A 12,736-nucleotide genomic window follows, 5' to 3' on the forward strand; every position below is an offset into this window, starting at 1 on the left:
GGCTACACCTTGTTCGTCAAATCGTGGGGATGATTGCTCCCCCGACATTTGCGCTTCACCAATAAAGTACACATCGCCCATACGCGCATTAGTTGTACTTAAATCGCCCGACATTAAATCCATAAAGTTACTCGCAACAGGGTTACCATCGCTATCGAGCTGTGCATACACAGAGCTTCCCCAATCCACTAACGACAGCGCATCAGTGTTTGCATCCCATACAAGGTTTGAAGGCTTTATATCGCCATGCACTATAGGTTGTGGGCTAACGCCATTTTTATGGCTACGTAAATCAACCAACACATTACGTAACCTAACAGCTAGCGTCATTATTTGCGCGGCACTAAAGCGCCCTGTTTTAAGCGATACTTTTTCAAGGTCCTCTCCAATGGCGCGCGCCATCATTAAAATCCCTTGTTTTTTAATTCGCTCAAAAGCATAAAAGGTAGGCACTAAGGGGTTATTAATTTGCGAAAGCATATACGCTTCGTCTTCTAGGCGGTCGCGTACACTTTGGGCAAGCGTAATACGCGAAAACTTAAATACCCAAGGTAAGCCGTTATCGTCATCACCTGCAAACACAAAACCAAAAGCACCTGAGCCAATCATTTCAACGTTTTTGTAGCCCAGCAGTGTTAACTGCTTAATACAAATATTAAGCCACTGGCGGTGTTTTTTAGCATCGCGGTGCGAAAGCAAATAAACAGATTGCTCTTCGTTGATATAAAAATTGCGGATTTCTTTGGCTTTCAATACAGGTACTCAAACTTATAAAACTAACTAATTATTAGTTTTATATAATGAGATTACAATAGGTTAAATAGGAGTTTTGAAATCGTTGAATAAAACAGCGCTAAAATAGTGCCAGAACAGTAAATTTAAGTGTAAACGTTAAAGCTCAAAGCAAGCTTTTCACAATGCACTGTATATAAATACAGTGCGTTGTTTTTTTCTAACTTTTAATAACACGAAGCTGCTTAATTGATGACACAGCTATGTGCGTTTGATAATAATATTTATTAGTGGCTCTACCACGGCTCATAAAATCGATAGTTACTCGTTTAGCTTCGCCTGTTACTTCTATTGTTTTATCAATAAAAAAGGTGTCTGCTGGTTGTCCGTATTTACTTTGAAGCTCTGCTACCACATTAGGCTGTATTGATACCGTAATTGAACGCCTGTCGCGATAATCAGTTTCTGTATTTAAATACAACCAACTCCCCTGAGCCCCCGCCGCTTTAATATGAAACTGGTAAGTGCCAGCAACACCCTTTGGTGCACTTTGCTCAGTTAAAGCGATAAGGTTCATATTTGCAGCCGTACTTTGGCTCATTTCAATTTTATGGGGAACAGAACTACATGCACTAAGCGTTAGCACACTTAGTAAGGCTAGATATTTCAAGACACAATTTCCTTGTTTCTTACACCAATTCGCATAATTAAGTAATCTATTTTGAAACAAGAAAATCGTGTTGATAACAAAGCAAAAATTTCGTTATTGAGTTGTTCTATATCAAAAATTTTTAATGCAGTTAGCGATTTAATCCCTTAAATTGATTAACTATTATTGAGAATTGGTATTATGCATTATTAAAAATATGTAGCGTTAATGATACCACTTTATGCAGCCATGTTTCTATAATCAATCCAAACAATTAGTTAGCGAGTATTAAGGTGCATTACGCTGAGAAGGAGCTGTTTTAAAGCTTTTTAGTAAACTTTGCGGGTCAACCACCTCGGTATGCTCTTTAGCAGCCTGCGCCCACCATATTAGTTGGCTAAACGTGCGTGAGAAATAATTAAACCACGATGATTGACTCTCTCCTGCAACAGGTTTGCCATCCTCACTAAACACATCTTGCGCTTTTGGTACGTGGATCATAGCTGATACCGGCAAACAGCCAAGTTCAGATAAAAATGTGCGCATACTAATGGCCGCTCTTACGCCACCCCACTGTCCTGCTGAGTAAGTTACTATTGCACTTGGTTTATACGAAAATAGTGAGCTACCAAAATGATTAAGTAAGTCAGCGAGGGCTGGACTCATGCTGTGATTGTACTCAGGGCTAATCATTATATAACCATCTGCGGCTTTAATTTTATCAGCTAAAAGAGTGAGCTCTGTAGGTGCATTACTTTTAGCGTATGCAAAATGTGGTTTAAATACGTTTTCGCTAGGAAAATCCAACGCATCAATTAGCTCAAACTCATGATCGCCAAAATGCTCTGTTAAGCATTCTATACAAGCACTAGAAACCCTTAAGCCCAAGCGAGCTGGTTTTGGTGGAGTGCTATCGCGTACTGTGCCTAAAAATACTAAAAACTTCATATGTAATTCTCAACTTTTTTAAACGATAGCTAAACACTAACATTTTTTAGTTATTGTGTATTACACATACGCATAGTTTATTGATTCAAAGCATAATAATAATTAAATTTAAAACTGAAATTTAGCAACAACCGCGCCGTTAAACATACTTTATCGTGTGTTACTATTTGCTCCTAAGATCTATTTAATCATGCAGCAAGGGTTTTACCAATGGGCTCTGAACTGCCTAAAAGTAAAACACACTGCTTCAAACTCAACCTTGAAAAAGCACGCCCTAGTATTGATAACTTATCCCTACACCACCCCAAAATATATTTCGAAGTGTCTCGTCACCTGTAAAGCGTTTTTCATCTTTATTAACTGCAATGCTATAGCTTGTATATGTGTATAAGGCTAACTGATTAAAAAGCTGATACGACAAGTTTGCAGTAAACTTTACGTTGTTAATTCCGTTGTGCCCATCATTAACATACCCCGCATTAAACCCCACGCCCGATTGAATATCTACTGATAGTAAATCGTTAATATAAAAATCTTTTTTTACTGCCATCTCCAAAAATATACCGCTGGCATCAAATGAATGATAAACACTACTTAATAACTGAATATCGTCCGCATAAAAATACGCAACGTCGAGGCTCAGCTCATTATCGTGAGCATCAATGCCATCTTCGCGAGCTTTAATATATTATAGCCTACATACATCTCTATCCGCTCAGATAAGTGAGCGGTATAAATAGCATTTAAATTAAGCTCTGAATAATCACTACTAATACCTTTGGCCGCCCAAGGGATCACCGCAAAGTTTTTATAGTTAACCTCAGTAGCAATTGATGCAATACCATTACCGGCAAAGTTATCTCGACCTTCGGTAACATATCGGCTCTCCCATAATGGGTGAATATGTAAATCAAACTCTTTATTTTTATAATTTACGTTATTATTAGTATGCTTAATATTTCCGCCTACGCCCACTTCAAGCTCTTGGTAGTGCTCTTGTGATTTTGCTTGTGCGTAAGCTGCATTTACTCCCGCTAGAGTCGAAATAACAAATACATATTTTAAATAGTGAGTCATTTATTAGTGAGGTGTTCCCTATTGCAAAAACAGGAAAGCTATAAGTAGAAAGTGTAAAAAAGTGCGGTAACGGGACAAACATAGATGCAAAGTCTTTAAACTCGCTTTTATACAACCCAAACGTAACCACTTTTAATAGTAGCCAACCGGTCGAGTAAAATAAAAAGCTCAAGCCAGTATCAACTATTAGCCAAATAAAAATCTCAAATGCAATGCTCATTAACTATGTCCATTAGTTTGGAATAGAAAAACTATACTAGCTATGTGTTTAAAATACAGCCGGATTAGTTAATTAAGGTGTAACAGTAAATTTCGTTAAACCTATTAACTGACCTGATTCGGTGACTACTTTTACCTGCCACTTACCAACAGAGTCGCTAGGAAAATTTACCTTGTGGGTCCATGCTCTGTAACCTAGCTCTCTTCCGCCATTTATATTTAACGTGATCCGATCAACTTCCTTTTTATTATGAAGCCACACATGAAATATTTTTTCATTTAAGCCTCTTGGTGCTTTAACAGCGGTCCAACTATATAAACCTTGATGATGCAGTGTATAAGAGTCTAACTGTTTAATACTCCCAACTGGCTTTTTATGCTGTAAATCAACTTCATGAGCTAACGTAATACCGGTTAATCGCAGCGCAGCAGGAGGCACATAACTTCTTAATTGCCACACAGCAGTGCTCAAAGCACATAAAATAAATACAAGAATAGGAAAACGCCACCAGCGTGCATTAGGCATTAAATTGTTTAAACTCGGAAGAGTAACCACTACAGCCGTTACAAGGGCTGCAGCTAAACTTTGGCTCGTGGTAAGGTTTAACAAAATAGGTAAGGTAACAAGTAAAACAACGAATAAAGCAAAGTTATGAAACACACTAAATAACGTACGGTTTTTAGCAAGCTTCTTATAATAAAAGGGGTCGATTACCGATATAACCGCACATACCACAATGAGGGAGGTAAAAAATGCTTGAGGATGGTCCCACTGCGTAACCGCTAAAAAAAATGGCAAAGCAAAAAATAGACTTTCTTGTTGCACCATTTGTAGAGCAAAACGCATTACATTAGGAGATACAGCCACACCAAATTTTTCTTCTACTTTGTCTCGTAGCCAATTATCAATAATTAGCCACAACCAACTAAAAAGTAAAAATATCGCAATAACTTGCGAAAAAGACTCTTTTCTATCTACAAGTGCAAAGCTGGCAACGCCCGACAAAAACGCCAATACAGCCAATAATCCAGGCCGCTTTTGCATCGCGCTTATAAATTTAGCGATTATATTTTTACAGTAATCCATGTATGAGTGTTTCCGTACGGGTACGTACTTTATTATTTTTATTCAGAGTATGATTAGTTTAACCAAGTTTAAATGAACAACAGATAGACGGATGGATTCAAACGCGCCATTTAACAGTACATCAAACTAACCATTTTTAATTAAATAAAAGCTCGGCATAGCGCGTCATTGGTACGTTTATTAATTTTTGTAACGTGTGAGCCTTAGCAAGTAATTCATCCTCACTAAGTACTGGCATTTTATTGTTAAAAGCAAAAACAATTTTATTGCCGCCTTCAATAATAAAACTAAAAATCTGTCCTGCAAATTCTTTATCAAGTAGTTGATCGAACGCTTCTCTTTGCCCAACTTTGGTATGGCAAATATTAAGTACTAAAACACCATCAAAAGTGAGCGCATTTTTACAATCACGTAAGTAGGATGATTGCACCTGATCTGATTCCATCTCTTCTGAGCTATATAAATCAGAAAAAATAACATCCGTTTTTATCTGCGTTTTTTTCATGTAGTTTGCCGCATCATCAATGTGAATAAACAAACGTTCTGACACAGGCAGTTCAAAATATTTTATAGCCATTTCAGCAACGGCTTTACGGTATTCAACGGTATGTATAGTTAGTGCAGGAAACGCATGATAAAGACTTTTTGCTATAGAGCCCGCCCCAAGTCCCATTATCATCGCGGTTTTTAAATTTGGTATAAAAAAAAGCGCAGCCATCATAGCTTGCGTATAAGCTAAGCTTAACCCGTTAATATTATTTAACTTAATACAGCTTTGATAAATTTTTCCGTCAAAGCTGAGAATTAGATTCTTTTTTGTTTGATATACATAAACAGGGCCATGCTCATCAATAGTTGATGCAATACAAGTGCCTTTGATATCCACGAGTACTCAATAGGTGAAGTGATAAAAAACGAGTATAACTTAGTTAACGTACTACCATTGCTACTAATATGACTAATAACGCTTTTATTAATTTACAAGCATTTATATACGTACTCAAAAAAGTCGGTTTATCATTTAGGCTAGATGAGCTGAAGTATATGCTTTTATAGCTAATTAAAACGTTTCCAGTGATGACTCTTAGTACAAGCAACGACTTAACCTACTAAAAATTTGGCTAATGTACTGTTATAGCAATAAAAAACCCCTTTGAATATTCCTCATGTTCAACATGAATAAAGTACACGCCAGCACCAAAGAAGTCTAAACGGCTAAACATCCATACCTTATTTTTATCGATTTGTGCCTTTTTTTCGCCAATTACTACGTAATCGAATCTAACAATAATGATTAATGAATATGACTCATGTTTTATGTGAAATTAAACCGTTTTTCTTCATATCCCAATCAACGTATAAATTACTCATCCCTTAGCGCTAAACACTATTGCTAACAACTTAAAGCTGCTGAATACCTAAACCAGCTAAGCCAGCTTAGTAAGTTGTGTTGTAAGGCTAGTAAAGCGCAAAGCATCAATCAGGTTTAAATTATAAAATTGGATATAAACACGATGAAAAAAGATTTTACATTTAATATAAAGAGCGTTTCACTCGACGAAAATTATCATCCATCAACTAATACGCGTATCACAACCAACTTTGCTAATTTAGCCAGAGGTGAATACCGCAAAGCAAACTTGCGTAACGCCTTAAACATGATTAACAACCGTTTTAATGCCCTAGCCCATTGGGATAACACCAAAGGTGAGCGTTATGCTGTTGAGCTTGAAATTATCTCTGTTGAAATAGGTATTGAAGATGGCGGCGAAAGCTTCCCCTCTATCGAAATATTAAAAACAAATATTGTTGACCATAAAACTAATAAGCGCATTGAAGGCATTGTAGGAAACAACTTTTCATCGTATGTGCGCGACTACGATTTTAGCGTACTTCTACAAGAGCATAATAAAGGTAAGTCTCAATTTAGCATTCCAGATGACTTTGGGGTTTTACATGGCAAACTATTTCAGTCATTCGTAAATTCGGATACATACAAACAAAACTTTAAAAAACCACCGGTTATATGCCTAAGTGTGTCAGATAACAAAACCTACAACCGCACTGAAAACCAACACCCGGTACTTGGCGTTGAATACGAACCAAATGAATCGTCTTTAACTGAGCAATACTTCAAAAAAATGGGCTTGCAGGTACGTTACTTTATGCCGCCAAATAGTGCAGCGCCTTTAGCATTGTTTTTCTTTGGTGATTTACTTAATGATTACAGCAATCTTGAGCTTATAAGCACCATTAGTACGATGGAGACGTTTCAAAAAATCTACAGACCAGAGATTTATAATGCCAACGCAACAGCGGGTAAATCATATAAACCAAACTTAAAAAACTTGGACCACTCACTAACGCAAATTGTGTATGACCGAGAAGAGCGCGGCAAGTTAGCAAACGAGCAAGGCAAGTTTGCGCAAGAGCATTTTATCAAGCCGTACCAAAGAGTTCTTGAGCAATTCTCTACTAGCTATCTGTCATAACAACTAATAGTAACAAGCAGTAATAACGCGCTTAACGATACGTTTAATAATTAACTAAAATATACGGCATTATTTATTATGAAAAAATTACTACCTACATCTACCGCTGGCAGTTTACCTAAGCCTTTATGGCTTGCAGAGCCAGAAACACTTTGGTCACCTTGGAAATTACAAGGTGATGAATTAACCCAAGGAAAACACGACGCCCTACGCTTGTCATTATTCGACCAACAACAAGCAGGCATTGATATTGTTAGCGATGGTGAGCAAACAAGGCAGCATTTTGTAACTACATTTATAGAGCATCTAAATGGCGTTGACTTTGAAAAACGTAAAACAGTAAAAATTCGTGACCGATACGACGCAAGCGTACCCACTGTTGTTGGCCCTGTTAGCCGTCAAAAGCCTGTGTTTGTTGAAGACGCTAAATTTTTACGCAAGCAAACCAAGCAATCAATAAAATGGGCATTGCCAGGCCCAATGACAATGATTGACACGCTTTACGACGATCATTATAAAAGCCGCGAAAAACTAGCGTGGGAATTTGCCATAATTCTCAATCAAGAAGCAAAAGAATTAGAAGCCGCAGGCGTTGATATCATCCAATTTGATGAGCCCGCGTTTAACGTATTTTTTGATGAAGTGAACGACTGGGGAATCGCCTGTTTAGAGCGCGCAATTGAAGGGCTTAAATGCGAAACCGCAGTGCATATTTGCTATGGCTACGGCATTAAAGCAAATACAGATTGGAAAAAAACACTAGGATCTGAATGGCGACAGTACGAAGAAGCATTCCCTAAGCTTCAGCAATCTAATATCGATATTATCTCACTAGAGTGCCATAACTCGCATGTACCAATGGATTTACTAGAACTCATTCGCGGTAAAAAAGTAATGGTAGGCGCAATTGATGTAGCAAATCATACTATCGAAACGCCAGAAGAAGTAGCTAATACGCTACGTAAAGCACTGCAATTCGTAGATGCCGACAAACTCTACCCGTGTACAAACTGCGGCATGGCTCCACTGCCTCACCATATAGCCAGAGGTAAACTAAATGCCTTGAGCGCAGGGGCTGAAATTATAAGAAAAGAACTAGAAAAGTAGCTTTAAAATACAAATTGTAAACAATAACAACTGTCGCACCATGCCATAGTAAAATCCATAAACATGGTGCGTTAGCTAAAACCGACTAAAGAACAAAGTTTAGGTTAGTTATTTTATTTTTTTTTATTAAAAAGCTCTAATCTATTTTTTGAAAAATCGATAACTGCTTGGTATTTGGTAAAAAAGGGAGAGCCTAACAAGCCATGTACTCCCTTTTCACCACCCGCTACCTGAACATGGTCAAGATTAAGTGACACAAAGTCAGGACTTTCAAACAAGGCATTTCCAAACTCAATTGAATGAACTTCTATATCTCCCATAGCGTGATCCGAAGTGCCTAAGCCTGCTGCATTCTCAACATTTAGTGTCTCTTCAATGCCTAACTCACTTAGGCATCCCCTGTCTAAAACAGATGTTCCAGCGCCAGTATCTAAAATAAAACGTAACAATTTACCGTTAATTTTAGCTTCAACAATTTGGTGGCCTGTTTCTGATATTTCAAACTCAATTACAGTTTTGCCTTCAGATAAATTCATATACGTTCCTTGTTATAAAGTTTTTAAAATCTTACTTACTATTTTCAGCTTCCCACAATTAATAGCCAAATTTTACTAGTCGCCCACCTCAGCGCGTTTTGTTAGGTAACGTTTATCACCTGAGGCTCAATATTTGTTAAAACATGGATGATTTCATTTGTAGTCATTACTGAATAATGAAACAGCTTATTGTTGTTTAAACTGAAAGTATTCGTTTTAGTTTGAGCATACTCCAATAAGCTTGAATCAGAATACACGCCGATTACGCCCGAATCACGGTTTTGATGATAGTCATGAAAATGGCTACTTTCATCATAAGTTTCAAATAAAACGGTATTCGTAAACACAACCATAAACCTTACGGGATCATCGCCTTTTATATAAGTTTTAAGGTTCAGTGTTAGTAACCCATCAACATACGATAATTTGTCTAAGCTCCAGTCTTGGTAATTATTTGTGACTTCATCGATGGCAGTATTCATTTAATTACCTAACGAGCCTGTAGATTAACTCGTTTCTATTTGTTTTTATTGATAAGCAAACCATAGCTGAGTTCCTATTTTGGTTCAATTGATTACTGTCTTTTTACACAGAATATAGAAGTGTTTGATATTGTTTTAATTGGCGTTTTGGAAGGGATTAAGGGTGGTTGAGTGGCTTTTATTTAGAGTAAGAGGGCTTACCCTTCTTAATTCATCGTGTTTTGCAGCTTTTCTATATTATGAGCAAGGCAATACAGTTGCCACACAATAAAGTAAAGGCATTGACTTTCGCTTGCCCCCGTAAGGTCAGTTTATTCATGCCTTTGTTCACTGTAATATTCCGCTTTTTATTTAAAGGAAAGCCGGTTTAATACAGCCGAGTCGTTTGCCATTCTTTAATAAACAGATATCGTAGCCCGATTGTGCTGTCTATTTTTACTTTCATTTTGTCTACATAGCTCAGCTTTTTGCGTGATTCATTATTTATAATAGTGCACTCTTCATACTGTTTTTGTTGGCTTTTTTCCTAATGATTAGGATAGGTGTCATCCTAATCATTATTTTCCTCAAAGTGATGAGGAGGTGTCCACTAAAACGGGTCAGGAGCATTGTCCTTGTTTAACAGCTTGTTATAACTAATTACCACTTCTAAGCTGTTCTTTTAAGTTAAGGTTTTCATTTTTCAATATTTCAACTTGCTGCTTGTAAGATGCAACTTCACTTTTTAAACTAGAAACATCAGACTGTATCTCATCTAGTTTTTCTACAATTTCTATGGAACGTGCATTCCCCAAAAAGAGAACAATTAACGCTATTACGAATAACGTGCCACCAGTTAACTTTACTTTTGATTCCATCCACTACAGCTCCTTTGGTTATAACGCCCTAATAATGGGCAACAAATTGTTGGCTAAAATGTTGAGGAACGAAAACAGCCAACTGTTTTTTGTCCTTATTTATTAGCTTGTTATATGCCTTTTAAGCTTGGTGGTTTTGAAGGCTAATTTCCAAATAATTTATGAATTTATCTACTTCATCGATCGCATTTTTTAAATCAACAGGGGTTAATTTAACACGAACGCCATTATTATCTTTACCGTTTCGATGTACTAAATCATGTCTGATTGTTGTTATTTCAATTAAATATTTTAAGTCATAGGTATAACTAAGGCCTAAGGTTGCTTTGTATATTTTCATCACCCTTGATACATCGTGATATAAATATTTACCTAGTTGCTCTAAGACAATTTTTTCAACATCACCTTCATATGAAAGTATGTCGCTTAGTTTAAAATTCTTTTTAGAAAGTTCTTCAAGATTTTTTGCTGCATTAGCAATATATTTTTTATTACCTATAGCAGCAGATTTAAGGGAATCCCCCAAATAAGTTTCCATAGCTGTTACTGCATGAATATGTATCATTTTATAGATAGTTTCCATGACAGTTGGATCAATTGTAGAATTTAATATTCTTCTAATTTCTTCAATTGTTTGATTGAATTCTATGAAAAAATTTGAATGATCTTGGCTACTGTGCCATTCATATTCGGCTTCAAGATAATCAGAGTAGTTATTTGCTTCTTCGTCATACCTTTCAGACAATTCAAACCATCCATCAGTGTATTCATCTGCATCAGGATCATTGAGCTCTTTTTGGATCCATTCACTTTTTGCCTCATTATATTCTTCTTCTGCAATTTCTACTGCCCAATTAGAACCTATACCCATAACTACCTCTTATTTTGCAATGTACGATGAAGCAACACTGGCATATAACGCCCAAATAACAGGCAAAAAATTGTTGGCTAAAATGGCGACGAAGGAGCAAAAAGCCAACTGTTTTTTGTCCTAGTTTATTTGCTTGTTAGATGCCGTATTATGCTAAGATATCAACCTTTCCATTTAGCTGTTTACCGTCAAGATCTTTAAATTTATTTAAAACACCTGATAAAAAGTCAGTATTCTCACCAATGCTTTTTTTAAAATCTATAGATTTTTCAACTTGCCCAATTAAGTCTACTTTGATTTTACCTATTTTTTCGGGATCATTATTATATTGTTCAAGAACATTTAATGGTATAAATGGCACCACATCAAGTAAAGCACTTTCCCCTGATTTAATTAATGTATTAATTTCATCAATTGATATGTTTCTCATATCAATCTTTGTAGGTTGTGAATTATTTTGGTTTATATTTTTTTCTACAGCAATAGATTCAGTCGGCATTTTATTGCCGCTAGATGCTGTCGTAATGGAATAGTTTTGCCCTACATTTGAAATATTCATATTAAACTCCTCGTGCATTAATAGATATTAAAGCAAAAGATGTACCATGTTAGATATTATACTAATGACTATTTTAGGCATATAACGAGCCTGTAGATTAACTCGTTTTTAAATTTGTTTTTATTGATAAACAAACCATAGCTGAGTTCCTATTTTGGTTCAATTGATTACTGTATTTTCACGCAGAATATAGAAGTGTTTGATATTGTTTTAATTGGCGTTTTGGAAGGGATTACGGGTGTTTGAGTGGCTTTTATTTAGAGTAAGAGGGCTTACCCTTCTTAATGCATCGTGTTTTGCAGCTTTTCTATATTATGAACAAGGCAATACAGTTGCCATTGCGCATTCACTTTCGTTTGACCCCGTAAGGTCAATTTATTCATGCCTTTATTCACTGTAATGTTCCCGAACACTGGCTCAATACAGCCAAGTCGTTTGCTATATTGTCGTCGACCTATGGGGCTGTCTATTTTTACTTTCATTTTGTCTACATAGCTCAGCTTTTTGCGCGATTCATTATTTATAAACTGCACTTGTCGTCCTCTTTCTATCGGTGGTTTTCGCATACATTGCTGTTGTAGTGGACATACTTTGCAATCTTTTAAGTAACCGCAGAATCGTGTGTATTGTTGGTTATGGCTGTTTACATTAACTCCGCTTCGCCACATATCATTACCTGCTGGGCAGCGGCATGTTTGGGTTGCTTCATCATAATGAAAATCGTCTGAGGTAAATAACCGAGCCTTGCCTTTACTGCGTTTTAGTCGGCGCTTTTCTTGCTCAGTTTCGTATGTTTCGCTGGCTTTAAACAGCGGATTTCGTTTTCTAAATTGGTTATCCGCAATGTAGGTATCGAACCCACTTTGCGCCATAAACTCAAGATTTACTTCGCTGTTAAACCCACTGTCTGCGGTGAATTTGATGGTGTGTTTATCTGCCATTTTTTCTGTATTGAGTTTAGCGAGTTGCTGTTTTAATTGTGCAACGGCTGGCTGTAAAGTTTGTTGTTCGCCCACTGAGCCCCACGCTTGTGCTTGCAGGATGATTTGATGTTTATCATCGTTTATCGCGATGCCGTTGTAGCCTTGAATTGTCCCTTTTGAGGTCGTCATCTTCGCAC

Annotated in this window: 15 protein-coding genes; 2 read left to right on the forward strand and 13 right to left on the reverse strand. The window is 36.8% G+C overall.

Going from position 1 to position 12,736, the window contains the following annotated elements; all coding sequences use genetic code 11:
* The 7 genes from L655_RS0105790 to L655_RS0105820 form a co-directional block, all read right to left on the reverse strand.
* Positions 1–753: phosphotransferase (locus L655_RS0105790; protein ID WP_024604404.1), on the reverse strand; the 753-nt coding region annotated here is incomplete at its 3' end.
* Positions 754–952: 199 nt separating this feature from the next.
* A complete protein-coding gene (locus tag L655_RS0105795; RefSeq protein WP_024604405.1) occupies positions 953–1,402 on the reverse strand; it encodes a hypothetical protein in 450 nt (149 codons plus the stop codon).
* 267 nt (positions 1,403–1,669) lie between these two features.
* Positions 1,670–2,329, reverse strand: coding sequence for an NAD(P)H-dependent oxidoreductase (locus tag L655_RS0105800; RefSeq protein WP_024604406.1), 660 nt, complete (start codon positions 2,327–2,329; stop codon positions 1,670–1,672).
* A 274-nt stretch (positions 2,330–2,603) separates the two neighbouring features.
* A complete protein-coding gene (locus L655_RS1000000127885) occupies positions 2,604–2,879 on the reverse strand; it encodes a hypothetical protein (RefSeq protein WP_241764454.1) in 276 nt (91 codons plus the stop codon).
* Between the two features lie 89 nt (positions 2,880–2,968).
* Positions 2,969–3,406 carry a hypothetical protein gene (locus L655_RS1000000127890; RefSeq protein ID WP_241764455.1) on the reverse strand — a complete coding sequence of 146 codons (438 nt, stop codon included), beginning with the start codon at positions 3,404–3,406 and terminating at the stop codon, positions 2,969–2,971.
* 292 nt (positions 3,407–3,698) lie between these two features.
* Positions 3,699–4,712, reverse strand: coding sequence for a DUF5924 family protein (locus L655_RS0105815; RefSeq protein ID WP_024604408.1), 1,014 nt, complete (start codon positions 4,710–4,712; stop codon positions 3,699–3,701).
* A 136-nt stretch (positions 4,713–4,848) separates the two neighbouring features.
* Complete coding sequence (locus L655_RS0105820) at positions 4,849–5,598, reverse strand: ATP-binding protein (RefSeq protein ID WP_024604409.1); 750 nt, start codon at positions 5,596–5,598, stop codon at positions 4,849–4,851.
* Between the two features lie 628 nt (positions 5,599–6,226).
* Between L655_RS0105820 and L655_RS0105825 the strand changes: the two genes are divergently transcribed.
* Together L655_RS0105825 and L655_RS0105830 are read left to right on the forward strand one after the other, a co-directional pair.
* Complete coding sequence (locus L655_RS0105825; RefSeq protein WP_024604410.1) at positions 6,227–7,204, forward strand: DUF1852 domain-containing protein; 978 nt, start codon at positions 6,227–6,229, stop codon at positions 7,202–7,204.
* A 78-nt stretch (positions 7,205–7,282) separates the two neighbouring features.
* Positions 7,283–8,311: a methionine synthase gene (locus L655_RS0105830; protein WP_024604411.1), complete on the forward strand. Its 1,029-nt coding sequence runs from the start codon at positions 7,283–7,285 to the stop codon at positions 8,309–8,311.
* A 113-nt stretch (positions 8,312–8,424) separates the two neighbouring features.
* Here the strand turns inward: L655_RS0105830 and L655_RS0105835 are convergent, their stop codons facing one another.
* From L655_RS0105835 to L655_RS0105860, 6 genes are all read right to left on the reverse strand, one after another.
* On the reverse strand, positions 8,425–8,847 hold the full coding sequence (locus L655_RS0105835; protein ID WP_024604412.1) for a retropepsin-like aspartic protease: 423 nt from the start codon (positions 8,845–8,847) through the stop codon (positions 8,425–8,427).
* 101 nt (positions 8,848–8,948) lie between these two features.
* A complete protein-coding gene (locus L655_RS0105840) occupies positions 8,949–9,329 on the reverse strand; it encodes a hypothetical protein (protein ID WP_024593617.1) in 381 nt (126 codons plus the stop codon).
* A gap of 635 nt (positions 9,330–9,964) precedes the next feature.
* A complete protein-coding gene (locus tag L655_RS0105845; RefSeq protein WP_002961860.1) occupies positions 9,965–10,186 on the reverse strand; it encodes a hypothetical protein in 222 nt (73 codons plus the stop codon).
* Between the two features lie 121 nt (positions 10,187–10,307).
* The gene (locus tag L655_RS0105850) at positions 10,308–11,057 is read right to left on the reverse strand and encodes a hypothetical protein (protein ID WP_002961861.1); all 750 of its coding nucleotides are present in this window, start codon (positions 11,055–11,057) and stop codon (positions 10,308–10,310) included.
* A gap of 148 nt (positions 11,058–11,205) precedes the next feature.
* A complete protein-coding gene (locus tag L655_RS0105855) occupies positions 11,206–11,616 on the reverse strand; it encodes a hypothetical protein (RefSeq protein WP_002961863.1) in 411 nt (136 codons plus the stop codon).
* A gap of 281 nt (positions 11,617–11,897) precedes the next feature.
* Positions 11,898–12,736 (reverse strand): transposase (locus L655_RS0105860; RefSeq protein WP_033011515.1); only part of this gene is annotated, 839 nt, incomplete at its 5' end.

The organism is Pseudoalteromonas sp. TAE79, assembly GCF_000498015.1.
Classification (GTDB): Bacteria; Pseudomonadota; Gammaproteobacteria; order Enterobacterales; family Alteromonadaceae; genus Pseudoalteromonas.

Bases quoted from the DNA above. Each gene is read 5' to 3' on its own strand.
- L655_RS0105855 (WP_002961863.1), bottom strand. From the start codon at position 11,616: ATGAATATTTCAAATGTAGGGCAAAACTATTCCATTACGACAGCATCT.
- L655_RS0105850 (WP_002961861.1), bottom strand. From the start codon at position 11,057: ATGGGTATAGGTTCTAATTGGGCAGTAGAAATTGCAGAAGAAGAATAT.
- L655_RS0105830 (WP_024604411.1), top strand. From the start codon at position 7,283: ATGAAAAAATTACTACCTACATCTACCGCTGGCAGTTTACCTAAGCCT.
- L655_RS0105800 (WP_024604406.1), bottom strand. From the start codon at position 2,329: ATGAAGTTTTTAGTATTTTTAGGCACAGTACGCGATAGCACTCCACCA.
- L655_RS0105835 (WP_024604412.1), bottom strand. From the start codon at position 8,847: ATGAATTTATCTGAAGGCAAAACTGTAATTGAGTTTGAAATATCAGAA.
- L655_RS1000000127890 (WP_241764455.1), bottom strand. From the start codon at position 3,406: ATGACTCACTATTTAAAATATGTATTTGTTATTTCGACTCTAGCGGGA.
- L655_RS0105825 (WP_024604410.1), top strand. From the start codon at position 6,227: ATGAAAAAAGATTTTACATTTAATATAAAGAGCGTTTCACTCGACGAA.
- L655_RS0105815 (WP_024604408.1), bottom strand. From the start codon at position 4,712: ATGGATTACTGTAAAAATATAATCGCTAAATTTATAAGCGCGATGCAA.
- L655_RS0105840 (WP_024593617.1), bottom strand. From the start codon at position 9,329: ATGAATACTGCCATCGATGAAGTCACAAATAATTACCAAGACTGGAGC.
- L655_RS0105845 (WP_002961860.1), bottom strand. From the start codon at position 10,186: ATGGAATCAAAAGTAAAGTTAACTGGTGGCACGTTATTCGTAATAGCG.
- L655_RS1000000127885 (WP_241764454.1), bottom strand. From the start codon at position 2,879: ATGGCAGTAAAAAAAGATTTTTATATTAACGATTTACTATCAGTAGAT.